Genomic DNA, 22,827 nt, shown 5'->3' on the forward strand with positions numbered 1-22,827 from the left:
CTTACCTCTTCCGCCGCTTCACATTCCCACCCCGCTGCCCCGGCCTGCCAGCCGTTGACCGCCCGCGCGATTTCACGGCGTCTTCCGAGGCTTTCTCGACCGCCCATTGGCGCGCCATGGGGTCGTCGGCCACAGCCAGATCGACCGCTTCCAGACGTTTGATCTCATCCCGGATATTCGCGGCCTCTTCGAACTCAAGGTTCTCGGCAGCTTTGCGCATTTGCTCGCGCAGCCCGTCCAAGTGCGCTTCCAAATTCGCGCCGTGCATCGGTTTGTCGATGGTAGCGGTGACGCGGTTCATGTCGACGTCGCCTTCGTAGAGACCGGCCAGAACATCCTCGACATTCTTCTTCACCGTCTCGGGGGTGATGCCGTGTTCCTGATTATAGGCCAGCTGTTTGGCGCGGCGGCGGTTGGTTTCGTTCAGCGCGCGTTCCATCGAACCGGTGATCTTGTCGGCATACATGATCACCCGGCCATCGGCATTCCTTGCGGCACGGCCGATGGTTTGGACCAGAGAGGTTTCGGACCGCAGAAAGCCCTCTTTATCCGCGTCCAGAATGGCGACCAGCCCGCATTCGGGGATGTCGAGGCCCTCGCGCAGCAGGTTGATGCCGACCAGTACGTCGAAGGCCCCCAGACGCAGGTCGCGCAGAATCTCGATGCGTTCCAGCGTGTCGATATCCGAGTGCATGTAGCGCACCTTGATGCCCTGTTCGTGCAGGTATTCGGTCAGATCCTCAGCCATGCGTTTGGTCAGCGTCGTGACCAACGTGCGAAAGCCGTTGGCGGCAACCTTGCGCACCTCGTCCAGCAGGTCGTCCACCTGCATGGAGACCGGGCGGATTTCCACCTCTGGGTCCAAGAGGCCGGTGGGACGGATCACCTGTTCGGTGAAGACGCCGCCGGTCTGTTCGACCTCCCACGCGGCGGGGGTTGCCGAGACAAAGACGGATTGCGGGCGCATGGCGTCCCATTCCTCGAACTTCAGGGGTCGGTTGTCCATGCAGGACGGCAGGCGGAACCCGTGTTCGGCCAGCGTGAATTTGCGCCGATAGTCGCCCCGGTACATGCCGCCGATCTGTGGCACGCTGACGTGGCTTTCATCGGCGAAAACGATGGCATTGTCGGGGATGAATTCGAACAGGGTCGGGGGCGGTTCGCCCGGTGCGCGACCGGTCAGATAGCGCGAGTAGTTTTCGATTCCGTTGCAGACACCTGTGGCCTCAAGCATTTCCAGATCGAAGTTGGTGCGCTGTTCAAGGCGTTGCGCCTCAAGCAACTTACCCTCACCCACCAATTGATCCAGCCGGATGCGGAGTTCCTTTTTGATCCCGATGATCGCCTGCTGCATCGTCGGTTTCGGCGTCACGTAGTGGGAATTCGCGTAGACCCTGATATGGTCCATTGTGTCGGTTTTTTCACCGGTTAGCGGGTCGAATTCTGTGATCTGCTCCAATTCCTCGCCGAAGAAGGACAATTTCCAGGCGCGGTCTTCTAGGTGCGCAGGCCAGATCTCAAGCGAGTCGCCGCGCACCCGGAAGGACCCGCGCTGGAACGCCTGATCGTTGCGGCGGTATTGCTGGGCGACCAGATCGGCCATCACCTGCCGCTGGTTGTATTCGCTGCCTGCCTTCAGATCCTGCGTCATCGCGCCATAGGTCTCGACCGAACCGATACCGTAGATGCACGAGACCGAGGCGACGATGATCACATCGTCCCGCTCCAGCAAAGCCCGCGTGGCCGAGTGGCGCATGCGGTCGATCTGTTCGTTGATCTGGGATTCTTTTTCTATGTAGGTATCGCTGCGCGGCACATAGGCCTCGGGCTGGTAATAGTCATAGTACGACACGAAATATTCGACCGAGTTTTCGGGAAAGAAGCCCTTGAATTCACCATAAAGCTGCGCCGCCAATGTCTTGTTGGGCGCAAGGATGATCGCGGGACGCTGCGTTTCCTCAATCACCTTGGCCATTGTGAAGGTTTTACCCGTCCCGGTCGCGCCCAGCAGAACCTGATCACGCTCCCCGTCCAGCACACCGCCCGCAAGTTCCTTGATCGCCGTGGGTTGGTCGCCCGCCGGGGCAAATTCCGTATGCATCACGAACTGCTTGCCGCCCTCAAGCTTCAGACGGGCGCGAACATCGTCGGCGGTCAATTGGGTCTTGTCGGAATGGGAGTAAGGCATGGGCAGGCTCCGGGTCAGGCCCCTACATTTGTTCTTATTTTGTCCAACTGCAAGGGTTGATCCGGCGCGAAATCCACAGAATCAGGAATAGGCAGGCTGGGCATCCGGTACGCGACCCGAACTGACCTTATCGGCCAGCGCTTTCAAGTTGCCGTCCAGTACCCTTGTCATCATCAATTTCATCAACGTGTGCCCCAGAACCCAGCCGAGAAGGCCGTGTTTCACAGTGTAATCCATGCTCCAGACCACATTAGCGCAGGCCTTACCCAGCGGTTCGATCAGAATCGCAGCGCTGGCCTCGGTCAAAGGCATGGCCGACATCTCGAACAGGCGAACTGTGTAACCTCTGTTGATGTTCCATTCGGTCACCTCTTCGATCAGAGAGGCCCCGTTTTCGAAGTAGCACCGCCGCTTTGACCCGACACCGCTGGCGCCGTGGGTCAGGGCCTCAACCTGCGCGATCCTGGGTGAGATCTCGTCTATCTGCATAAACTGGCTAATGATGGCCCAGATGACCTCCCGAGGTGCGTCAATCTCCAGGCTCCGTTTTAGATGGATCATCTGTTCGTCCTTTGGCTGATCTTTCGACGACACTAGTCCCAACCAATGACAATTTCTGTCATCAGTCTGCTGACGCATCCCGCGACAATTGCAATCTTGTCCCCGCGCGCTCTGTGGCGCATAAACGGACGCAGCCAATTGAGCACGGAGTGGCGAAATGCGCGCACGGATCTATCAGCCTTCGCGAAACGCAATGACCTCGGGGATGGCCAAGACCCGCAAATGGGTCCTGGAATACGCACCCGCGTCGGCGCGTGAGGTTGATCCGCTGATGGGGTGGACGTCATCATCCGATACGCAAACCCAGGTGCGACTGAAATTCGACACCAAGGAAGAGGCTTTGGATTACGCCAAGGATCACGGGATCGACGCGCAGGTGACCGAGCCGCACAAGCGCAAGCCCAATTTGCGTGCAGGCGGCTATGGTGAGAACTTCGCCACCAACCGCCGCGGCCCCTGGACGCATTAAGTGATCGAAATCCGTCAGGCCGATCCGGGCAGCGATAGCATACGCCCGATCATCGAGGCACATCTCGCCCATAGCTGGGATGCGACACCGCAAACCTCGAACCACACAATGGGTGTGGAGTCGCTGCGTGAACCCGGTATGCGGTTCTGGGCCTTGTTCGAAGACGATGAGCCCTTGGGCTGCGGTGCGCTCAAGGCGCTGCCGGACGGCACGGCCGAAGTGAAATCGGTGCATGTCATCGCCGCGGCCCGCGGGCGCGGATTGGCGCGTCAGATGATGACCTATCTTGCCGAACTGGCGCGGGCCGAGGGTATCTCGGCGCTTGTTCTTGAAACCGGCGCGGATCATCTGCACGAATATGACGCCGCCCGAAAACTCTATGAAGCGCTGGGATATTCCTATTGCGGCCCAATCCACGGCTACGCGGAAGATTTCAACAGCGCCTTCATGCGCTTGGCCCTTGAACCCCACGCCTAAAAGCCGCAAGAAGGGCGCAGCGGTCCCGTAGCTCAACTGGATAGAGCAGCTGACTTCTAATCAGCAGGTTGAGGGTTCGAGTCCTTCCGGGATCGCCAATAAAAACAGGAAGTTAAGTTGAGTCTCCGCCACTTCGCTAGCGTGAGGTGTTGGCATAGGGGCAGACAGTGCTTAGATCATCTGCCGAATTTTACGCTTTAGTTGTGCTTGGCAAGGGTTCACCCTGCTCCACTCACGTTCACGAAAACTGAAACGAACGAGCTGGTCATCGCAACAGACGACTGAGCGATACACCAAAGAAGCAAAAAACCATGCTGTCCGAAGACGTTTCGGGGACACAATAGTGTTCAGACCGCGGATATCCGCTCAGAATTTTTGCTTACGTATTTGATCTGGAAGGGATTTTACCAAGTGGCGGACCGAGGAGGATTGACACCGTTTTCTAAGCACTCATTATTATCTTTTACTTTCAATAATTTACACAACAAAATGCCTTCACAGTAAATGAAAAATGTTGCGGGATTTGTTGCGGGATCAATGCCGATTGCTTGAGAACTCGTTGCGAAATCTTGTCTTCGCAACAGAACGACAGGTTCCTTATCATGCTATGTTGATTGCGCCCGAATCGCCATTGGAATTGGAAAGCGATTCGAGCGGGGAAATCGAGTATTCCACAACATCTAGAGAAGTTTTTCTTTTTCAATCTCGAAAAGTTCGATATCGGCTCACTACCAATATATACTCCGATAAATCGGAGTATATATTGGTAGTGTTTTTCGTCAAGTATTTTTATCATATTGTTTTTTAACGATTAAATTTCATGATCTTTCTCCCTTGGAGGCACAAACAGCCCTATTGCCAAATATTCGTCAATGCTTGATGCTATATGCAGATGACGCAACAGACTGACATATTCGCAGAACGGCTTGCTGAGATTGCCAAAGAAAGAGAGCGCCTCGACCTGGAAGCGTTATTACTTCACAGGTTGAGAGCCAAACTCAAATCTTGGCCTCAGTTATTGAAAGAAGGAGACAAGTTTTCGAGTCGAAACGCAGCCAAATTCGAGCTGCTTGCATTTGTCGCAGAATACCTGAGCGAACCCGACCCCCTTCTGTTTGGAGGGGCAGGTACCCATGAAATTTACTCAGCCGTTTTAAAGAGAGCTGCGAAAGAAAAAGAATGGACAGAGGTTTATAACCGCGATCCGGAGCGCCTGGAGAAAGGTAATGAAAAGGAAAGAGACCCAGGAACTCCAATTCTCAATAGAGAGACTCCGATCAACTACAACACCTTCCGAAGTTACCTAACTCGCTTCAAAGACGAAGGGCGGCTGCACTACAACGCAGAAACAAAAATGTGGCGGGTTTCAGAACAGGATTACGGGCGCGCTTCCAGCCCAGAAGACAAGGAAGGAGCAGAAGAATGAACCCGATATAACATCCACCCTGACCTAGCGAGGTCCCTACACCTCGCTAGGTGAGCAGTCGCCGGAAGGGCGATACGGGGCCGAGGCAATTGCCTCGGCTCCACCCTAAGATCCAATAGTAGCGGGACCTCATCACCTGTTCATCCTGAATTACAATTCCCGAAACGACAACACCCCACGCGATTCCAAAAGGGCAAGGACGTGGCACTTAACCGTCCAAACGGACTTAGCCTCACCCAAATGTTGCGGGATTTGTTGCGGGATGGTTTGAATCCCCCCTATGAATTTCGAGTCCAAAAATAAAAAAGTTGTTTATTTTCAGTATGTTAGGGGAAACCAGTGGCGGACCGAGGAGGATTCGAACCCCCGACCCCTTGATTCGTAGTCAAGTACTCTATCCAGCTGAGCTATCGGTCCGCGTTGGTGAGGCGCTGTTTAGACCTGCTGCCAGGTACGTGCAAGCGGATTCTGCAAAAAATCCGTCAAAAAGTCCCATCCCCGCGCGGGAGCTTTATTTCAAAGGTTGTTCCGTGTGCGCCGGTGTCTTTGAGGAACAAATCTCCGCCATGGCCACGCACCAGTTCCTGCGAAATCGCAAGGCCAAGACCCGAGCCTCCTTTGCGCACGCCGCCCTGGAACGGCGTAAACAGATTCTCCCGGGCTTTGGGTGGCAGGCCCGGGCCGGTGTCGCGAACTTCGATGCACCAATCGCTCTCGGTTTCCGCGGCCAGAACCGTGACGCGACCTGGCTTGCCGGACGCTACCAACGCCTGGCGGGCATTGCGCACGAGGTTGAGGATGACCCTGTATATCTGCTCGGGGTCAGCGCGCACTGTCAGGTCGGCGGGCACATCGTTCACGATCTCGACGCAGGCGTCGGCGATGGCCAGTTTTTCACTGGCAACCACATCGGCAGCTACGTCGTGCAGCTTTACCATTGTCAGCGTCGGCGCCGGTTCCTCGGCCCGACCAAAGGCCAGAGTGCTTTCGCAAAGCGAAACCGCCCGTGTGATCGAGTTCACCAGCTTGGGCGCCAGACGAGCCACCAAGGGGTCATCGCTGGCTTCGATCCGGTCGGTGAAAAGCTGTGCCGAGGTCAGGATGTTGCGCAGATCGTGGCTGACCTTGGCCACAGCACCGCCCAGTTGCGCAAGGCGTTCGCGTTGTTTCAGGGCCTGCGTCAGATCGGTCTGCAGCATTTGCAGCGCTTCTTCTGCCTCGCGCAGCTCGGTCACTTTGGAATTGGGTGAGATAATCCCGCGCGCATCCTCGGGCGCGCTGGCATATCGCTGCATATATCCGACCACACCTTTGATCGGACGCACCAGAACGATGCGCACGGCCAGAAAGAGGAACGAGGCCGTGATAATCGAAATCACAAAGGAGAGGCCCAGAATGCGTAGGCCATAGTCCGTCATCGCCATGCGCAGCGGATCGCTGTCGATTGTGACTTCGATCAACAGCCCTGCATCCTTGACCGGGGCGCCAATGACCCGGATCACCTCGTTGCCGGGTGTAAACAGTCGCGCCGTTGCATCACGGATCAACACCCAGGCGCCGGCATCGCGCAAATCAAAGGTTTTGATGACCCGATCGGGGATGGGTGAGGACAGCATCAGCTGCCGCACCTCATCCCGGCGCAGGACCACGTTATAGACGCCCGCGTTTTCCAGCAATTCGGCCTCAAGATCATCGGCCAGCATGTCGTCCGCCAGCAGGGCCAGCGATGCGATCTGAGCCCTTTCCAGACGGTTGAGCAAAAAGTCTTCGCGAAAGCGCGCAATCGAGGGCACAAAGATCAACACTTCGGCCAGCATGACGAACACGGTCGTCAAAATCAGGAATCGGCCTGATAGCGAGTTCAATTGGCGCTCCTCTCTTTGGTCAGGGGATCCATTTCTGAACGAACCTGACCACGCGTTTAACCGTCTGATTCTCAAACAGCCTTGGCGAGAAATAGGCGCCCGCGACCCGTTTGTTAAGCTCTCCGATCGTTGGATAGGGTGAAACCATCGCGGCGACCTGACCCATCTTAAGATTATTGGCCAAAGCCAGGGACCACAAATTGATCAACTCACCCGCCTGATGCCCAACGATTGTCACCCCGACAGGGCGACCTTTGACGACCATGACCTTGATGAAACCCTTGGTGTGACGGGATGCGATTGCACGGTCATTGTGATGATAATCGAACCGCGCGATTTCCATCGCGTTGCCGTGCTGTTCGCGAGCCTGCGCCTCGGTCAGGCCAACCTGCGCCAGCTCGGGGTCCGAATAGGTGGCCCAGGGGATATGAGCTGATTTCGCTTTCGACGGCAAACCAAACAGGGCCGAGCGGATGATGACCCCGGCATGATACCCGGCCACATGGGTGAATTGCAGCCCACCTGCCACATCTCCGATGGCATAGACCTTGCGGTTGGTGGTGCGCAGGGAGTCATCCACCTTGATACCTGTTCGCGTCGTTTCGATCCCGGCGGCGTCCAGATTCAGGCGGTCGGTGTTCGAGGTTCTGCCCATCGCCAGCAACAGGTGAGATCCGGCATAGATGGCGCCGTTTTCCGTTACGACCTCGACCGCGCCCGTCGTTCCGCGAATTTGGGCCACCATCTGGTTTTCGTGGATATCGACCCCTTCGGCCTTGAGGCTGTCCAGCACGATGGCCGCCGCTTCGGGGTCATCCTTGCCCAGCGCGGTCATGCCTTCGATCACGGTCACCTTGCAGCCCAGCCGGACATGGGCCTGCGCCATCTCCATCCCGATCGGGCCCCCGCCGATGATCAACAGGTGCTCGGGCTTGTCACGCAGATCAAAGATCGTCTCATTCGTGCAATACGGAACCTGTTCCAGGCCCGGCAGAGGCGGAACCAGCGGAGAGGACCCGGTGGCGATGACAATCCGCCGCGCTGTGATCTGCGTGTTGCCGGCCTTGACCGTTGTTGGCGAGGTAAACTCGCCAAATTCCCGGATCACCTTGACGCCCAACCCTTCGAACCTTTCCTGGCTGTCCATGGGTTCGATTTGCGAGATAACGTCGCGGACATGGGCCTTGACCGCAGCGTAATCGACCTGCGGTGCCACATCCGCCACACCAAAGGCCGAGGCATGCGTTTGGTCGTGGGCAACCTTGGCGCTTGCAATCATCGCTTTGGACGGGACGCAGCCGAAATTCAGGCAATCGCCGCCCATCTTGTGCCCTTCCAGCAGCACAACGTCGGCGCCCATCTGACTGGCCCCGGCCGCAACCGACAGGCCGCCCGACCCAGCGCCAATCACCAGGATATCGGTCGTAATCTCTTGCATGCTTCAGGTATCCTTTCGGCCACGAATGGATTTGATGACGATTGGCAAAGCGGCAAGCACACACAGGCCCAGGATGGGACCGATCACAAAGGGCTCCCACAACAGCGACACATCCGGGGTCTCTCCGCGGTCAAAGACGCCACCCAATCCAACGCCGATCCAGGTATAGACGATCCCGCCGGGAATGATGCCCAGCGCGGTGGTCAGCAAAAAGTTGCGGAATTTCACGCCAACCAGCGCAGGAACAAGATTGGCCACAAAGAACGGCACCACCGGCACCAGGCGCAACAGAAACAGAACCGAAATCTCATTTTCGCGCAGCCCGTCCTTGAGCTTGCGAACCGCGCCCTCGGACGCTTCTAGCTTGGCGGTCAACGACGCGCCAAGCCCCCAACGCGCGGCCAGAAAGATGGCAGAGGCCCCGATGGTTGCTGCAAAGACATTGAACGCTGTTCCCGCGAACAGACCAAACAGAAACCCGCCGGTCATCGAGGCAACGGCCGCACCCGGCAAGGAAAAGGCCACGATGACGATATAAATGGCCACAAAGGCTGCCGCCATCGCCCAATAGTTCGAATCGCGCCATGCCAACAGGGCCTCGCGATTGTCACGCAGGGTTTCAAATGTCAGATAATCCCCAAGGGTAAAGAACCCCACCGCAGCGACGGCGAGAATCACCAGTAAGGGGATGTGGCGGCTTAGCCCGCTTTTTTGCGGCTGAGAAGTTTCACTCATATTGCTGCCCGGCTGTTTGTGCTTCATCTTGCGTCCAACATGAGGCACATGCCGGCTTCGCAACAGGGGCCTCACGGGGCCTTGATGTTTGCATCGCCGAATGTGAGGGTTTTTCACCTCAAACCGGGTTTTTGAAACCTTTCGCGAGGTCGCAGCATAGAATTGTTGCAAAACCTGTGAAAACCCGGCCCATAGGGTTTGACTTAGCCTGAACATAGCAGTAGAGGACGGGCTTCGAACACTAGGGCCAGGCGAATCCGCGCCGCACCCCACCGCTATAGATTGGAGACGGAGCGATGAAACGCACCTATCAGCCTTCGAACCTGGTTCGCAAACGCCGCCACGGTTTCCGCGCGCGCATGGCTACTAAAGCCGGCCGCAAGATCCTGAACGCGCGCCGCGCTCGTGGCCGTAAGTCGCTGAGCGCGTAAGACCGCTCGACCTTTCAGGTTATGAACATGACGCCGCCGGAGGCCCCTGAGGATGGTAAGAACCACCCCGGGGAAATGCCCCCGGCGGTTTCTCTTTGCGCGGTCGCACCTTTGACTGTCCTCAAGAAACGATCCGATTTTCTGAAAGCGGCCCGGGCCCGGCGTCAGGGCACCTCGGCCATGATGCTGCAGGCGCGCCGCCGTTCCGAGGACGAGGGGTCGGGTGTTCGCGTTGGATTTACCTGTTCCAAAAAGGTTGGCAACGCCGTTGCGCGCAACCGTGCCAAACGCCGCCTGCGCGAGGTTGCGCGCGCCGTATTGCCCGCACATGGCCGCGACGGGTGGGACTATGTTCTGATCGGACGGGCCGAAGTTACGGAATCGCGTCCATTCGACGATCTGAAAAGTGATCTGATCTACGCCCTGCGCAAGGTTCACGGAGGGCGGACATGACGCCGCTTGCCAAACTGTTCGCCCTTCCGGTACGTGCCTATCGCCTGGTTTTCAGCCCCTGGGTGGGTTTCAATTGCCGCTATCAGCCCACATGCTCGGCCTATGCGCTGGAAGCGTTGGAAAAACACGGTGCCATCAAAGGCGCGTGGCTGGCTGCCCGCAGGATTGGGCGGTGCCACCCCTGGGGCGGCACGGGCTATGACCCTGTTCCAGATGAATGACAGAACCGCTTGTCCGGTCAACCCATGATAAAGGCTCAGCCGATGTTCGATGAAGCAGACGATATCCACCCTTTGTTCGCCGGTGCGCCTTCGACCACCGAGTTCAAGAAGCTACGCAAACGCATAGTGCGGCAAACCCGCGAGGCGATCGAGCAGTACGGAATGGTCGATCAAAGCGCCCATGACAAGGATGCCAAGCCACCACGCTGGCTGGTGTGCCTTTCGGGCGGCAAGGACAGTTACACCTTGCTGGCGGTTCTTTATGAGTTGAAATGGCGTGGCTTGCTGCCTGTCGATCTGCTTGCCTGCAATCTGGATCAGGGACAGCCCGGGTTTCCTGCAACCGTCCTGCCCGAGTTTCTCAGTAAGATGGAGGTCCCGCACCGGATCGAATACCAGGACACGTATTCCGTTGTGATGGACAAAGTACCGCAAGGCAGAACCTATTGCGCGCTGTGTTCGCGTCTGCGCCGCGGAAATCTGTACCGTATCGCGCGGGAAGAGGGGTGCTCGGCAGTTGTGCTGGGACATCACCGGGATGACATCCTTGAAACATTCTTCATGAATCTCTTTCACGGCGGTCGACTGGCGACCATGCCGCCCAAACTGGTCAATGAAGAAGGTGATTTGTTTGTCTTTCGCCCCCTCGCCCATGTGGCCGAGGTTGATTGCGAGAAATTCGCCAAGGCGATGAACTATCCCATCATCCCCTGTGACCTGTGCGGCAGTCAGGACGGATTGCAACGGCAACAGGTCAAGCAGATTCTGGACCAGTGGGAAAAGAACGCGCCCGGGCGCAGGCAGGTGATGTTTCGTGCCCTGACGAATGCACGGCCCTCGCACCTGTTGGACCCAAAACTGTTCGATTTCGCGAATCTTGCGTTGAATAACGACAAAATCGACGAAAATTCACAAGAAATACCGCTACTGCGTTAACGTCTGACTCAGATTGGTCCCCTAACGTCCAAGGCGTGCGATCCCCGCCCAAGACGAAGGCCGTGACCCTCATGCGGAAAAATCTGTCTGTCAGGACGTTTCTTGACCCACTTCGCAGTGCTTTAACCGGTCCATCAGCGCTGGCTTTTGTCCCGGCTGCCTGCCTTTCGGCGTTCTGGTTGGGGGGCGAAGTCGCCTTGGTCAGCACAGCCTTGGGCCTGCCACTGCTATTTGCCCTTCTTGGGATGCCCATGGGGCAGTCGATGACGGCACTGGCCGCGGGATCACGACCTTGCGGGCTGGTCCCGATGAATACCTTCACCGAAGAGCTGGAGCTTATCCAGGCTACCGCCGCTGAAAATGGTGAAAAGGCGGCCTGTTTTGCGATCTCGCTGGATAATTTCACGGACCTTCTCGACCTGCACGGCGATACCGCAGCCAGTGACATCACTCTGCAATTCGGTGATCGCGTTCTTGCCGTCATACGAGGCCGCGATCTGTTTGCACAGGTAGGCAAAAACCGGTTCCTGATTGGTTTGAAACCCTCGTCCCGACTGGATCTGGAAGCCTGCATTGAGATGTCCGGTCGAATCCAATCCGCAATAGAAGAACCCTTTGCGTTGAATGGGGCCAATGTCTACCTGTCTTGCTCAATCGGGTTTTGCACATTGTCGAACCTGCCCGAGACCCAGGCAGAGCATTGGATCGAAGCCGCCACAGCCGCATTGGCCGAGGCGCAGCGCAATGGCCCTTCCACGATCCGGGCCTATTCGTCAGATACCCGCCGTCGCAGCCTGATCCGCGCCAATCTGCGCCGCGAATTTGTGACGGCACTTGAAAACGGTGGAATTCGCCCTTGGTTTCAGCCCCAGATTTCCACCAACACCGGAGAGATCACAGGGTTTGAGGCCCTGGCCCGCTGGGAACATCCGCAAAAGGGCATCATGGGGCCACAGATCTTTCTGCCCTTTGCCGAACAAGCTGAGTTGATGGAACGGCTTGGTGAGGTTGTACGCCACCATGCTTTTGACGCCATGCGCAAGTGGGATCAGCAAGGTTTTGCCGTCCCGCGCATCGGCATCAACTTTTCTTCGGATGAGCTGCGCAACCCTGCCCTTGTAGACCGCCTGAAATGGGAGCTGGATCAGTTCGACATCACTCCGGACAGGCTTGCAGTGGAAATTCTGGAAACCGTATTCTCTCGCCGTCCGGACGATGTCATCACGCGCAATGTGACGGCCCTTGCTGCCTTGGGGTGCTGCATCGATCTGGATGATTTTGGAACCGGTCACGCCTCAATTGCTTCGATCAAGCGCTTTGCCGTGTCGCGGATCAAGATCGATCGGACCTTTGTCGCCAAAGCGGATCGCGATGCCGGGCAACAGCAGCTTGTGGGTGCGATTTTGACCCTGGCAGAACGGTTGAAGGTTGAAACGTTGGCCGAAGGTGTGGAAACCGCCGGAGAGCACGCATTGATGGCACAACTTGGTGCCGATCACGTTCAAGGCTTTGGCATTGGCAAGCCCATGCCTTTTGAAAAGACCCAAGCCTGGATGACCTCGCACAAGTCAAAAATGAAGGGAACACCCGTCATCGGGCGGAAATTGGGTTAAAAGCGCATTTCAACGGATAGGATCGCAGCGTGTGACCGAAAATAAGGGCGATTCCGCTTGACCTTTTGGGCTGCACTCTGTTGAACCCACCGGGTGTCTTTCATTGCGCAAGGTGGCTGTCCCCGATGGACGATCAGAACAAGAATCTAATCCTCGCAACCGCACTCAGCTTTATGGTGATCCTCGTGTGGTTCGTGTTGTTTCCGCCGCCCGAGCAAACCACGACACCCGAAACAGCCGAGGTTGCTGCGGTTGAAGGCAACGAGGTTCAGACACCCAGCGCAGCCGGCACCGGCACCGTGGGCGAAGCCACCACCGCGGCAGAGGAAACTCTGCCCGAAGCACAGGCCCCCCGCGTGCAGATCGACACTCCACGGCTTTCAGGCAGCCTTTCGCTGTCCGGTGGCCGCATCGACGAGCTGTTTCTGAAAGATTACAAAGTCTCGATAGAAGGAGACGCCCCGATTGTGGAATTGCTGGCCCCGGTCGGTTCGGAATCCGCCTATTACGCCCTTTATGGATGGGCCCCGGGTGCGGGCCTTGCGGGTAACGACGTTCCCGGCCCCAACACCATCTGGGATATCGAGCAAGGTGAGACATTGGGCGTCGACAGCCCGATCACCCTGATCTGGAACAACGGAAACGGGCTCACATTCCGTCGAGTCATTTCGGTCGACGAAGATTATATGTTCACCGTCACCCAGTCGGTGGAAAACGCGACCGAGGCCGAGGTTGGCATGGCGCCTTACGGCATCCTCGCGCGTCACGGAATTGGTGAAGACGGCGATCTGCCGGGGCTCAAGAACTTCTTTATCCTGCACGAGGGCGTCATCGGTATGGCGGATGGCACGCTGGCCGAAATCGATTATGGCGACGTGCGCGATTTCGACATCGACCCGAATGAACGGGCGCAGGCCGAGGTTTATCAGGTCAAGGAAGACGGCTGGATCGGCTTTACCGATCACTATTGGATGACCACCCTGATCCCCGAACCGGGTTCGGCCTTCAAAGCCGCTGCAAAATACGATGCGCGCCGCAAAATCTACCAAACGGAAACCGTTCTGCCGACGCTGACCGTTGCCCCGGGCGAGACCGCCGAAGTGACCACACGCCTCTTTGCCGGTGCGAAGGAGTGGGAGGCGATCCGCGAATATCAGGCCGAAGGTGTACAGAAGTTCATCGACAGCATCGACTGGGGTTGGTTCTTCTTCCTGACCAAGCCAATTTTCTGGCTGCTGCACAACATTAACGTGCTGATCGGCAACATGGGCTGGTCGATCATCGGCCTGACGCTGATCATCAAGGCGATCCTGTTCCCTCTTGCTTTCAAATCCTACGTCTCAATGGCGAAGATGAAGGAATTGCAGCCACAGATGGAAGCCCTGAAAGAGGCCGCTGGAGACGACCGTCAGAAGATGCAGCAAGGCATGATGGAGCTGTACAAGAAGGAAAAGGTGAACCCCGCCGCAGGCTGTCTGCCGATCCTGATGCAGATCCCGATCTTCTTCTCGCTCTATAAGGTGATCTTCGTCACCATCGAACTGCGCCAGGCACCGTGGTTTGGCCCGTTCCAGGACCTCAGCGCACCTGATCCAACTTCGATCATGAACCTGTTCGGTCTGCTGCCATGGGCGGGACCGCAACCCGAGACGTTCATGGCACTGATCTTCCTCGGCATCCTGCCGATCCTGCTGGGTATTTCCATGTGGCTACAGCAGAAACTGAACCCGGCACCAACCGATCCGACACAGGCGATGATCTTTGCCTGGATGCCGTGGGTGTTCATGTTCATGCTGGGCAGCTTTGCCAGCGGTCTGGTCGTCTACTGGATTGCGAACAACACAATCACATTCACACAGCAGTACCTGATCATGCGCAGTCAGGGATATACGCCTGATGTATTCGGAAATATCAAATCCGGGTTCAAGAAAACGCCGAAGACGGATGACAAATGACGGGCGAGGTGATCAGCCTCTGGCGGCATCCTATCAAAGCCCACGGGCGTGAGGCTGTACAGACCGTCACGTTGAGCCCGGGGCAGACCATGCCCTGGGATCGCGTTTGGGCCGTCGCGCATGAGGCGTCCAAGGCAGATGGGTCTGAATGGGCACCCTGCCCGAATTTCAGCCGGGCGGCGAAGGCCCCTCAGTTGATGGCGATCTCTGCCCGCATGGACGGGGACCGGATGACGCTGCAGCACCCAGATCGGCCGGATTTGACTTTTGACCCGGATACCGAACAGGACATGTTTCTGAACTGGGTTAAACCGCTGATGCCCGCGGATCGCGCGGCCTCGGCCCGGATTGTTCGGGTGGCTGGCCAGGGCATGACCGACAGCGATTTCCCCTCGGTCAGCCTGTTCAACATGGCGTCTCACCGCGCGGTCGCGCAGAGGCTGGGGCACGATCTGTCCATCCATCGCTGGCGCGGAAACATCTGGTTTGATGGCCTGCCCTTGTGGGAAGAATTCGAATGGATCGGGCGTGAGGTTCAGATTGGTGAGGCTGTGTTCAGCATTCGCGAACGCATCCAACGCTGCCTTGCGACCACTGCAAATCCCGAAACCGGCCACCGCGATGCGGATACGTTGGGCGCGCTCGACAGCTGGGGTCATCAGGATTTCGGCGTCAATGCCGAGGTGATCCGCGGCGGAGAGGTCAAGCCCGGCGACAAGGTGCATCTGCTGTGACCACGCTGCCCTTTCCCCTGGCCGACGCACCCGATGAATTCGCGCTGGAAACCGGGCGCAAACTGTTTGCGGGCCCGTCTGAGTTCGTCAAAGGTGTCGTCGCAATGGACGGATTGCCCGCCCCCGATCGGCTGGAGGTCTGCTTTGCAGGCCGTTCCAACGTTGGCAAATCCAGTCTAATCAACGCGCTGACCGGCACCAAAGGGCTGGCGCGGGCCTCAAACACCCCGGGCCGCACGCAAGAGATCAACTTTTTCACGCAAGGGCCCGATCTCTATCTGGTTGACCTGCCCGGCTATGGGTACGCCAATGCGCCGGTCAAGGTGGTCGAGAAGTGGCAACGCCTGCTCAAGCAATACCTCAGTGGCCGTCAGACCCTGCGGCGCGCCTTTGTCCTGATCGACTCGCGGCACGGTGTGAAGCCGGTCGATGATGAGATCATGAAGCTTTTGGACACCAGCGCCGTGACCTTTCAATGCGTTCTGACCAAGACTGACAAGGTCAAGGCAAAGGATCGCGAAAAGGTCTTGGACCAGGTGCGCGGTGCCCTGACCAAACACCCTGCCGCCTACCCCGAGATCGTTCTGACCTCGTCCGAAAAAAGTGACGGCATCCCCACCCTGCGTTCGATCATCGCGCATCTGGAATAGGTTCGCCCTTGGCACGGCTGAGCAAAGGCCCTAACACGGAACGCCAGAGGGACCTAAGCCATGAAGACAAGAGACATGAACCGGGATTGGATCGCCACCGCCGCCACGCTCAACAGCGCACTGCCCTATCTGCAGCGTTATGACGGCGCCATCGTCGTTATCAAGCTGGGCGGGCACGCCATGGGCAGTGACGAAGCGATGGAAAGCTTTGCCCGCGATGTCGTGCTGATGCGCCAGGTCGGCGTAAACCCGGTGATCGTGCATGGCGGTGGGCCTATGATCAACGCGATGCTGGATAAACTGGACATTCAGTCCGAATTTGTCGGCGGCAAACGTGTGACCGACAAACCCACAGTCGAAGTGGTCGAGATGGTGCTGTCCGGCCTTGTTAACAAGCGCATCGTGCAGGCCATCAATTCGCAGGGTGGATCGGCTGTGGGCCTGTCGGGCAAGGATGCAAACCTGATGATCTGCGATCAGACCGATCCTTCGCTGGGCTTTGTTGGTTCGCCATCCGAAATGGACCCCAAGGTGCTGCACGATCTGTTCTCGCATGACGTAATCCCGGTGATCGCGCCCCTGGGTGCAGGTCGGGATGGTGAAACCTTCAACGTAAACGGCGACACCGCAGCGGGGGCCATTGCGTCGGCGCTTAAGGCTGACCGGCTGCTGCTGCTGACCGATGTCTCGGGCGTCAAGAACGCGGCCGGAGAGGTCATGACAGAGCTCAAAGCCGGGCAGATCCGCGAGATGACGCTGGAAGGGACCATTGCGGGCGGCATGATCCCCAAAACCGAAACCGCGCTGGATGCGCTGCACAGCGGCGTGCGCGCGGTGGTGATACTGGACGGGCGCGCGCCCAACGCGGTACTGCTGGAACTGTTTACAGAACACGGTGCCGGGTCTCTGATCCGACCGGACTGAACCCCGATCACGGGGCGGAGGTGGAATGGCGGAACCGAACCAAGGTGCCCCGGACGCAATTTCCTATGTCCGTCTTGATGACGCGGCACAGGCAGAAGGTCTGATCGTGATGGGCGTGCTGCACCCAAGGCTAAGCGGCGCCAAGCAGTTGGACAGCGGCACCCTTGTCCTGCTTGGTGCTGGGCACGCGTTTTGGCCGGTCCTGAAAGCCTCAGCCGAATGGCAAGACGGTCAAGGCGACCCGGTGGACAGATGGTCGACACGCGTTGTCGGACAATTGGCGAAGGCGCTTGGTGCGCAGCCCTATTTTCCATTTGGCGGCCCGCCCTATGCGCCTTTCATTGACTGGGCGCTGAAATCTGGGCGAACGTTCAGCAGCCCTGTTGGTGCGTTGGTGCATGACACGGTTGGCATGATGATCTCGTTCCGAGGCGCATTGCACTTTTCCGATGAGTTTCCCATCCCACAGGCGTCGGACGTGTCGCCCTGCACCACATGCGCCGCACCCTGCGCCACGGCCTGCCCGGTCGGTGCCTTGAACACGGTCGAGTTTTACAACGTGGAGGCCTGCCACGCGCATCTGTCAACGACCGAAGGTCAGACCTGCATGACCGGAGGATGCCTCGCCCGGCGCGCCTGCCCGGTCAGCGCCGGTTCGGGCCGCACAGCCGAGCAATCCGCTCATCACATGCGGGCCTTTCACCCCTCATGACGCGTACCCTGATCCTGACACGTCACGCCAAATCCAGCTGGGATGACCTGACCCTTTCCGATCACGACCGCCCGCTGAACAAACGGGGGCGAAAATCTGCGCCCGCCATTGGTGACTGGCTGTCGGAAAACGGCTGGAAACCTGACGAGGTTCTAAGCTCGTCCGCGCAACGCACGCGCGAGACGTGGCAAAGAATGGATCTAACGACAGAGCGGGTGAGGTTCATTCCGGCCCTGTATCACGCCGAGGCCGAGACGATGCTGGATGTGTTGTCCGAGGCGACCGGCGCATCCGTTCTGGTGCTGGGCCACAATCCCGGTATCGCGGATATTGCTGAGCGGATCGTAACACACCCTCCTGAGCATCCCAGATTCTTCGACTATCCGACTTGCGCCACCACAGTCGTAGAGTTTGACATAGCCGATTGGTCCGACATTCGATGGCACAGCGGCAGGGTGCTAGGCTTTGCCATTCCGCGCGAATTGCTGAAATAGAAAAAGGCGAGGGGTGCCCCTCGCCTTGATCTTGCACAGATGGGGTGACACCCCATCCTACTATTAGTGGCCCAGAATCTGGCTCAGGAACAGCTTTGTCCGCTCGCTTTGCGGGTTGTTGAAGAACTCTTCCGGTTCGTTCTGTTCCACGATCTGGCCAGCATCCATAAAGATCACGCGGTTGGCGACCTGACGGGCAAAGCCCATCTCATGCGTCACACACAGCATGGTCATGCCTTCCTCGGCCAGTTCGATCATGGTGTCGAGCACTTCTTTGATCATCTCGGGGTCCAGCGCCGATGTCGGTTCATCGAACAACATGATCCGCGGCATCATGCACAAGCTTCGCGCAATCGCCACACGCTGCTGCTGACCACCGGACAACTGGCCGGGGTACTTCAGCGCCTGATCCGGGATTTTCACCTTTTCCAGGAAATGCATCGCGCGCTCTTCGGCCTCTTTCTTGGGCGTTTTGCGCACCCAGATCGGAGCCAGCGTGCAGTTTTCCAGAATGGTCAGATGCGGGAACAGGTTGAAGTGCTGAAACACCATGCCAACCTCGGACCGGATCTTGTCGATGTTTTTCAGGTCATTCGACAATTCGGTACCGTCCACGACAATCGTGCCCTGCTGGTGTTCTTCCAGCGCGTTCAGACAGCGGATCAGCGTGGATTTGCCCGAGCCCGACGGGCCAGCAATCACGATCCGCTCGCCCTGATTGACGGTCAGATTGATGTCGCGCAGTACGTGGAACGAGCCGTACCACTTGTTCATGCCGTTGATGTCGATGGCGACCTCGTCGCTCACCTGCATCTTCGAGCGGTCGATTTCGCGTTCTATTGCAAGTTCAGACATGTGTTGAACTCCTTAACGATGGTCCGTGGCAAGGCGACGCTCGAGCCACTGGGAATATTGAGAGATGCCGTAACAGACGACGAAGAACAGAAGCGCGGCAAAGCCCAGAAGCTCCCAATAGACGCCATTCCATTCGGTTGACGCCAGGATGGGGCCCCGGATCATGCCCACCAGATCGAACATCGAGATGACCGAAACCAGTGTGGTGTCCTTGAAGAGGCCCACGGCCACGTTCACGATACCAGGGATCGAGATCTTCAGAGCCTGAGGCAGGATGATCAGACGCATCGCCTGAGGGTAATCCAGACCCAGACTATCTGCTGCCTCATACTGTCCGCGCGGAAGCGCTGCCAAACCGCCGCGGATCACCTCGGCAATATAGGCCGCTGAGAACATGGTGATCATGATCACGACGCGCAGGAACAGGTCGACCGTGCTGTCAGGCGGGAAGAAATAGGACAGCATCACCGAAGCCACGAACAGCAGCGTGATCAAAGGCACGCCTCGGATGAATTCGATGAATATGACACAGACCCACTTGATCAACGGCATGTCGGACTGACGACCTAGTGCAAGTGCAATACCCAACGGCACAGACAATGACACGCAGGCAAGGCCAAGCATCATGTTGAGCATAAAGCCCCCCAGATCGCGGCTGGGAACAGCTGAAAGCAATGCTCCTTCGGACGCATCTTCCGGGATTAGTGCTCCACCGAGATTCCAGACAACCAAAGCGACGATGATTGCCCCAAAAAAACCAGCGGCGAAGCTGTTCTTCCCGAACTTTTGAAAGACAGCGCCCGCAGCAACACAGCCAAGCAGAGCGACGATGGGTACAAGAATCGAGCCACCCCAAATCAGCCAGAATGCGATAAAGGGATAAAGGGCTGTGAAGATCAGCAATTTGCGCGGCAGGTCAAAGAACAAGACCGGTGCAATTGCCACAAGCATCAGGACAAATGCCAGATTCGGCCGCCAGTAAGCCTCGGCAGGGTATTTGAACCCGTAGATCAGCTGTGGCCAGCGTTCGGTCAGAACCGCGAAACAGGCCCCGGTTTTTCCTGCCAGAATCTCACGGCACTCGGCCAGAGAGTTGGCATTCCATACCCCATTCAGAATCCACGGCAGTGTGTTCTTCAAAATGAGGTAGATCAGGATCAACGAGAGGACCGTCAGGATCGTGTTGGTGACGCCCGAGAACAGGTTCTCGCGCATCCACTTGGCCACACCGACTTCGTTTGCCGGGGGCGGTGAGGGAGGGATCGTACCTTCTGCCACAAAGGCGATCGAGTTTGTCGTTTGATCACTCATGGCTCAGCGCTCCTTCAACTTGACGGATGCGTTGTAGATGTTCATCACCATCGAAATCAGCAGCGAAGCTGTCAGGTAGAACAGCATCAGCAACAGAACACATTCGATCGCACGACCGGTTTGGTTCAGCGTGATGCCACCCAAGGTCGCGGTGATATCCGCATAGCCCACTGCAATCGCCAAAGATGAGTTCTTGGTAATGTTCAGGTACTGCGAGATCAGCGGTGGAATAATCACCCGCAAGGCCTGGGGCAGAATTACCAGGTTCATGACCCGGCCCGGGCGCAAGCCCAGCGCCGATGCAGCCTCGGTCTGACCTTTTGAGATCGCCTGAATACCCGCGCGGACGTTTTCCGCGATAAAGGCGCCAGTGTAGATCGACAAGGCAAACCACAGAGCAATCAGGGGACCGCCGACTTTGATGCCGCCACTGAAGTTAAATCCCTTCAGTTCGGGAACATTCCAGGTCAGGCCCATCAGGAACATCAGGATTACGAACGGAACCAGCCAGACTGCCAGCTTTGGCAGCAAGGTCTTGGGGCGCTCACCCGTTTCCTCTTGTTTGATGGTCGCGCGTTTCTCGATTTCCTTGGAAACGAACCAGGACCCGACGAGAACGGCAAGAACCAGAACCCAGTTCAGGAACGTCGAACTGAAGAACCCGTTCGCGAAATCCGGACGCGGAACATAAACACCGCGATTGGTGAAGGCAAAGAGGTCCAGAACCATGCTCGATGTGGGGTTCTCGCCCCGGAACTCACGCGGTCCAGGCAAAACAGCCGTCATGATGGTGAAGATGATGATGATCCAGATCAGAACCGGAATATTCCGGAAGATCTCGACATACACCGCCATCAGCTTCGAAACGAGCCAGTTGTTCGACAAGCGCAGAACACCAGCGACGACACCAAACACGGTTGCCGTGATACAGGCCAGGAACGCCACCAGCAGAGTGTTCAGAATGCCGACAACCGCTGCACGCCCGTGCGAGGACTGGCTGTCATACTCGATCAGGCGTTGGTTGATATCGTAACCGGACGGATCGCCTAGGAAAGAGTAAGAGATGTTGAGGCCAGCGGCCCTAAGGTTCTGGATCAGGTTGTTGCCAAGATACCAGATGCTCAGTGCAATAACGATTGCCGCAATCACCTGAAATGTCAGTGAGCGATAGCGGGTGTCGTTTATGAGCATAGACAACCGAAAGTCAGCTTTCGGTGGGTCAGTCATAGTTGACATATTTTGGAATCCCCGTGCTTTTCGGACGCTTCGTTAACGGCAGGGTTTTCCCCGCTCATGAGCAGCCCGCAGCATTTTGATGAGAAAGAGGGCGCGGGTTGCCCCGCGCCCTCCTCTGTTCAGTTCTTAGCGGAACGGCGGCGAGTACAGCAGGCCGCCTTCGGTCCACTGTGCGTTCAGGCCGCGTGCCAGACCGATCGGCGTTTCTTCACCGATGTTCTTGGCAAAGACTTCGCCATAGTTACCACCGGCTTTGATCGCGCGAGCGGCCCAGTCAGCATCCAGACCCAGCATCTCGCCCAGCGTACCTTCGGTACCCAGCAGGCGGTTGACTTCCGGGTTGTCTGTGCCAGCCGACATTTCGTCGATATTGGCCGAGGTCACGCCCAGCTCTTCTGCCGATACCAGCGCGTTCAGGGTCCAGCGGACAACGTCGCCCCACTCGTGATCGCCGTGACGGACCAGCGGGCCCAGCGGCTCTTTCGAGATGATTTCGGGCAGCAGAACGTGGTCACCGGGGTTCTCGAACGTGGCGCGGGTTGCGGCCAGTCCCGATGCGTCGGTGGTGTAAACGTCGCATGCACCAGCCAGGTACTGCTGTTGCGCTTCGGCGTTGGTTTCGATCGGAACCGGCTCATAGCTGATGTTGTTCGAGCGGAAGAAATCCGCCAGGTTCAGCTCGGTGGTGGTGCCGGTTTGGATACAAACGGTCGCGCCGTCCAGTTCCTTGGCCGAGCTTACGCCCAGTGCCTTGGGAACCATGAAGCCCTGACCATCATAGTAGTTCACGCCAACAAATTCGAACTTGAGGTCGACATCGCGGCTGAAGGTCCAGGTGGTGTTACGGGCCAGCATGTCGATCTCGCCGGATGCCAGCGCGGTAAAGCGTGTCTTACCGGTGGTCGGAACGAATTCAACAGCGCTCGCGTCACCCAGGACGGCCGCAGCAACAGCACGGCACAGCGAAACGTCAAAGCCCTGCCATTCGCCATTCGCGTCGGGTGCAGCAAAGCCGACCAGACCGGTGGTTACACCGCAGTTCAGCTTGCCGCGTGCTTTGACGTCGTCAACGGTCGCTGCCGCTGCAGCACCAGCTGCAAGACCGGCTATTGTTGCCGCGCCCAAGATTACGGATTTTTTCAT

General features: G+C 57.6%; 23 protein-coding genes and 2 tRNA genes. 15 read left to right on the forward strand and 10 right to left on the reverse strand.

Annotation, left to right across the window (positions count from 1 at the left end):
* Position 1 precedes the first annotated feature (1 nt).
* A complete protein-coding gene (gene uvrB, locus ACR0AG_RS19020; RefSeq protein ID WP_480841867.1) occupies positions 2–2,188 on the reverse strand; it encodes an excinuclease ABC subunit UvrB in 2,187 nt (728 codons plus the stop codon).
* 81 nt (positions 2,189–2,269) lie between these two features.
* The gene (locus ACR0AG_RS19025; RefSeq protein ID WP_480841869.1) at positions 2,270–2,749 is read right to left on the reverse strand and encodes an SRPBCC family protein; all 480 of its coding nucleotides are present in this window, start codon (positions 2,747–2,749) and stop codon (positions 2,270–2,272) included.
* A 157-nt stretch (positions 2,750–2,906) separates the two neighbouring features.
* On the opposite strand from ACR0AG_RS19025, the gene ACR0AG_RS19030 reads away from it, so the two are divergent.
* The 4 genes from ACR0AG_RS19030 (at position 2,907) to ACR0AG_RS19045 (ending at position 5,121) form a co-directional block, all read left to right on the forward strand.
* The gene (locus ACR0AG_RS19030; protein ID WP_480841871.1) at positions 2,907–3,218 is read left to right on the forward strand and encodes an ETC complex I subunit; all 312 of its coding nucleotides are present in this window, start codon (positions 2,907–2,909) and stop codon (positions 3,216–3,218) included.
* Positions 3,219–3,695 (forward strand): GNAT family N-acetyltransferase, encoded by a 477-nt coding sequence (locus ACR0AG_RS19035; protein WP_480841873.1) that lies wholly within the window; start codon positions 3,219–3,221, stop codon positions 3,693–3,695.
* A gap of 21 nt (positions 3,696–3,716) precedes the next feature.
* Positions 3,717–3,793 (forward strand) — tRNA-Arg (locus ACR0AG_RS19040).
* A 794-nt stretch (positions 3,794–4,587) separates the two neighbouring features.
* Positions 4,588–5,121: a hypothetical protein gene (locus tag ACR0AG_RS19045; RefSeq protein WP_480841875.1), complete on the forward strand. Its 534-nt coding sequence runs from the start codon at positions 4,588–4,590 to the stop codon at positions 5,119–5,121.
* Positions 5,122–5,461: 340 nt separating this feature from the next.
* On the opposite strand, the gene ACR0AG_RS19050 is transcribed toward ACR0AG_RS19045, so the two are convergent.
* The 4 genes from ACR0AG_RS19050 to ACR0AG_RS19065 all read right to left on the reverse strand — a co-directional run bounded on the left by ACR0AG_RS19050 (position 5,462) and on the right by ACR0AG_RS19065 (position 9,159).
* A tRNA-Arg gene (locus tag ACR0AG_RS19050) sits at positions 5,462–5,538 on the reverse strand.
* A gap of 65 nt (positions 5,539–5,603) precedes the next feature.
* Positions 5,604–6,986, reverse strand: coding sequence for an ATP-binding protein (locus ACR0AG_RS19055; RefSeq protein ID WP_480841877.1), 1,383 nt, complete (start codon positions 6,984–6,986; stop codon positions 5,604–5,606).
* A 19-nt stretch (positions 6,987–7,005) separates the two neighbouring features.
* Positions 7,006–8,424, reverse strand: a complete 1,419-nt coding sequence (locus ACR0AG_RS19060; RefSeq protein WP_480841879.1) for a dihydrolipoyl dehydrogenase family protein — start codon at positions 8,422–8,424, stop codon at positions 7,006–7,008.
* Between the two features lie 3 nt (positions 8,425–8,427).
* On the reverse strand, positions 8,428–9,159 hold the full coding sequence (locus ACR0AG_RS19065; protein WP_480841881.1) for a TVP38/TMEM64 family protein: 732 nt from the start codon (positions 9,157–9,159) through the stop codon (positions 8,428–8,430).
* A gap of 296 nt (positions 9,160–9,455) precedes the next feature.
* Between ACR0AG_RS19065 and rpmH the strand changes: the two genes are divergently transcribed.
* The 11 genes from rpmH to ACR0AG_RS19120 all read left to right on the forward strand — a co-directional run bounded on the left by rpmH (position 9,456) and on the right by ACR0AG_RS19120 (position 18,282).
* Positions 9,456–9,590: a 50S ribosomal protein L34 gene (gene rpmH, locus ACR0AG_RS19070; RefSeq protein WP_005980833.1), complete on the forward strand. Its 135-nt coding sequence runs from the start codon at positions 9,456–9,458 to the stop codon at positions 9,588–9,590.
* Positions 9,591–9,617: 27 nt separating this feature from the next.
* Positions 9,618–10,043 carry a ribonuclease P protein component gene (rnpA, locus tag ACR0AG_RS19075; RefSeq protein WP_480841883.1) on the forward strand — a complete coding sequence of 142 codons (426 nt, stop codon included), beginning with the start codon at positions 9,618–9,620 and terminating at the stop codon, positions 10,041–10,043.
* A complete protein-coding gene (yidD, locus tag ACR0AG_RS19080; protein ID WP_480841885.1) occupies positions 10,040–10,264 on the forward strand; it encodes a membrane protein insertion efficiency factor YidD in 225 nt (74 codons plus the stop codon). Before rnpA ends, yidD begins: the two co-directional genes overlap by 4 nt.
* Before the next feature lie 42 nt (positions 10,265–10,306).
* Positions 10,307–11,200 carry a tRNA 2-thiocytidine(32) synthetase TtcA gene (gene ttcA / locus ACR0AG_RS19085; RefSeq protein ID WP_480841887.1) on the forward strand — a complete coding sequence of 298 codons (894 nt, stop codon included), beginning with the start codon at positions 10,307–10,309 and terminating at the stop codon, positions 11,198–11,200.
* A gap of 71 nt (positions 11,201–11,271) precedes the next feature.
* Complete coding sequence (locus ACR0AG_RS19090; protein ID WP_480841889.1) at positions 11,272–12,813, forward strand: putative bifunctional diguanylate cyclase/phosphodiesterase; 1,542 nt, start codon at positions 11,272–11,274, stop codon at positions 12,811–12,813.
* Positions 12,814–12,938: 125 nt separating this feature from the next.
* Positions 12,939–14,768 carry a membrane protein insertase YidC gene (gene yidC / locus ACR0AG_RS19095; RefSeq protein ID WP_480841891.1) on the forward strand — a complete coding sequence of 610 codons (1,830 nt, stop codon included), beginning with the start codon at positions 12,939–12,941 and terminating at the stop codon, positions 14,766–14,768.
* A complete protein-coding gene (locus tag ACR0AG_RS19100) occupies positions 14,765–15,502 on the forward strand; it encodes an MOSC domain-containing protein (RefSeq protein WP_480841893.1) in 738 nt (245 codons plus the stop codon). Before yidC ends, ACR0AG_RS19100 begins: the two co-directional genes overlap by 4 nt.
* Positions 15,499–16,152 (forward strand): ribosome biogenesis GTP-binding protein YihA/YsxC, encoded by a 654-nt coding sequence (gene yihA, locus ACR0AG_RS19105; protein WP_480841895.1) that lies wholly within the window; start codon positions 15,499–15,501, stop codon positions 16,150–16,152. The genes ACR0AG_RS19100 and yihA overlap by 4 nt, the downstream gene beginning before the upstream one ends.
* A 60-nt stretch (positions 16,153–16,212) precedes the next feature.
* Positions 16,213–17,076 carry an acetylglutamate kinase gene (argB, locus tag ACR0AG_RS19110; RefSeq protein ID WP_480841897.1) on the forward strand — a complete coding sequence of 288 codons (864 nt, stop codon included), beginning with the start codon at positions 16,213–16,215 and terminating at the stop codon, positions 17,074–17,076.
* Between the two features lie 25 nt (positions 17,077–17,101).
* A complete protein-coding gene (locus tag ACR0AG_RS19115) occupies positions 17,102–17,788 on the forward strand; it encodes a ferredoxin (protein ID WP_480841899.1) in 687 nt (228 codons plus the stop codon).
* Entirely contained in the window at positions 17,785–18,282 is a 498-nt protein-coding gene (locus ACR0AG_RS19120; RefSeq protein ID WP_480841901.1) for a SixA phosphatase family protein, read from the forward strand. The genes ACR0AG_RS19115 and ACR0AG_RS19120 overlap by 4 nt, the downstream gene beginning before the upstream one ends.
* 63 nt (positions 18,283–18,345) lie before the next feature.
* Here the strand turns inward: ACR0AG_RS19120 and ACR0AG_RS19125 are convergent, their stop codons facing one another.
* The 4 genes from ACR0AG_RS19125 to ACR0AG_RS19140 form a co-directional block, all read right to left on the reverse strand.
* Complete coding sequence (locus ACR0AG_RS19125) at positions 18,346–19,137, reverse strand: amino acid ABC transporter ATP-binding protein (RefSeq protein WP_480841903.1); 792 nt, start codon at positions 19,135–19,137, stop codon at positions 18,346–18,348.
* 12 nt (positions 19,138–19,149) lie between these two features.
* Positions 19,150–20,448 carry an amino acid ABC transporter permease gene (locus tag ACR0AG_RS19130; RefSeq protein ID WP_480841905.1) on the reverse strand — a complete coding sequence of 433 codons (1,299 nt, stop codon included), beginning with the start codon at positions 20,446–20,448 and terminating at the stop codon, positions 19,150–19,152.
* Between the two features lie 3 nt (positions 20,449–20,451).
* Positions 20,452–21,684, reverse strand: a complete 1,233-nt coding sequence (locus ACR0AG_RS19135; RefSeq protein WP_480841907.1) for an amino acid ABC transporter permease — start codon at positions 21,682–21,684, stop codon at positions 20,452–20,454.
* 126 nt (positions 21,685–21,810) lie between these two features.
* On the reverse strand, positions 21,811–22,827 hold the full coding sequence (locus ACR0AG_RS19140; protein ID WP_480841909.1) for an amino acid ABC transporter substrate-binding protein: 1,017 nt from the start codon (positions 22,825–22,827) through the stop codon (positions 21,811–21,813).

This window comes from Ruegeria sp. H6, assembly GCF_056532975.1.

What these genes read in the sequence shown, in the direction of transcription:
- ACR0AG_RS19030 (WP_480841871.1), top strand. Translation starts at nt 2,907, where the DNA reads ATGCGCGCACGGATCTATCAGCCTTCGCGAAACGCAATGACCTCGGGG.
- ACR0AG_RS19125 (WP_480841903.1), bottom strand. Translation starts at nt 19,137, where the DNA reads ATGTCTGAACTTGCAATAGAACGCGAAATCGACCGCTCGAAGATGCAG.
- rpmH (WP_005980833.1), top strand. Translation starts at nt 9,456, where the DNA reads ATGAAACGCACCTATCAGCCTTCGAACCTGGTTCGCAAACGCCGCCAC.
- yidD (WP_480841885.1), top strand. Translation starts at nt 10,040, where the DNA reads ATGACGCCGCTTGCCAAACTGTTCGCCCTTCCGGTACGTGCCTATCGC.
- ACR0AG_RS19065 (WP_480841881.1), bottom strand. Translation starts at nt 9,159, where the DNA reads ATGAGTGAAACTTCTCAGCCGCAAAAAAGCGGGCTAAGCCGCCACATC.
- argB (WP_480841897.1), top strand. Translation starts at nt 16,213, where the DNA reads ATGAAGACAAGAGACATGAACCGGGATTGGATCGCCACCGCCGCCACG.
- ACR0AG_RS19120 (WP_480841901.1), top strand. Translation starts at nt 17,785, where the DNA reads ATGACGCGTACCCTGATCCTGACACGTCACGCCAAATCCAGCTGGGAT.
- ACR0AG_RS19045 (WP_480841875.1), top strand. Translation starts at nt 4,588, where the DNA reads ATGACGCAACAGACTGACATATTCGCAGAACGGCTTGCTGAGATTGCC.
- ACR0AG_RS19115 (WP_480841899.1), top strand. Translation starts at nt 17,102, where the DNA reads ATGGCGGAACCGAACCAAGGTGCCCCGGACGCAATTTCCTATGTCCGT.
- ttcA (WP_480841887.1), top strand. Translation starts at nt 10,307, where the DNA reads ATGTTCGATGAAGCAGACGATATCCACCCTTTGTTCGCCGGTGCGCCT.
- rnpA (WP_480841883.1), top strand. Translation starts at nt 9,618, where the DNA reads ATGACGCCGCCGGAGGCCCCTGAGGATGGTAAGAACCACCCCGGGGAA.
- yidC (WP_480841891.1), top strand. Translation starts at nt 12,939, where the DNA reads ATGGACGATCAGAACAAGAATCTAATCCTCGCAACCGCACTCAGCTTT.
- uvrB (WP_480841867.1), bottom strand. Translation starts at nt 2,188, where the DNA reads ATGCCTTACTCCCATTCCGACAAGACCCAATTGACCGCCGACGATGTT.
- ACR0AG_RS19025 (WP_480841869.1), bottom strand. Translation starts at nt 2,749, where the DNA reads ATGATCCATCTAAAACGGAGCCTGGAGATTGACGCACCTCGGGAGGTC.
- ACR0AG_RS19100 (WP_480841893.1), top strand. Translation starts at nt 14,765, where the DNA reads ATGACGGGCGAGGTGATCAGCCTCTGGCGGCATCCTATCAAAGCCCAC.
- ACR0AG_RS19090 (WP_480841889.1), top strand. Translation starts at nt 11,272, where the DNA reads ATGCGGAAAAATCTGTCTGTCAGGACGTTTCTTGACCCACTTCGCAGT.
- ACR0AG_RS19135 (WP_480841907.1), bottom strand. Translation starts at nt 21,684, where the DNA reads ATGTCAACTATGACTGACCCACCGAAAGCTGACTTTCGGTTGTCTATG.
- ACR0AG_RS19140 (WP_480841909.1), bottom strand. Translation starts at nt 22,827, where the DNA reads ATGAAAAAATCCGTAATCTTGGGCGCGGCAACAATAGCCGGTCTTGCA.
- ACR0AG_RS19130 (WP_480841905.1), bottom strand. Translation starts at nt 20,448, where the DNA reads ATGAGTGATCAAACGACAAACTCGATCGCCTTTGTGGCAGAAGGTACG.
- ACR0AG_RS19060 (WP_480841879.1), bottom strand. Translation starts at nt 8,424, where the DNA reads ATGCAAGAGATTACGACCGATATCCTGGTGATTGGCGCTGGGTCGGGC.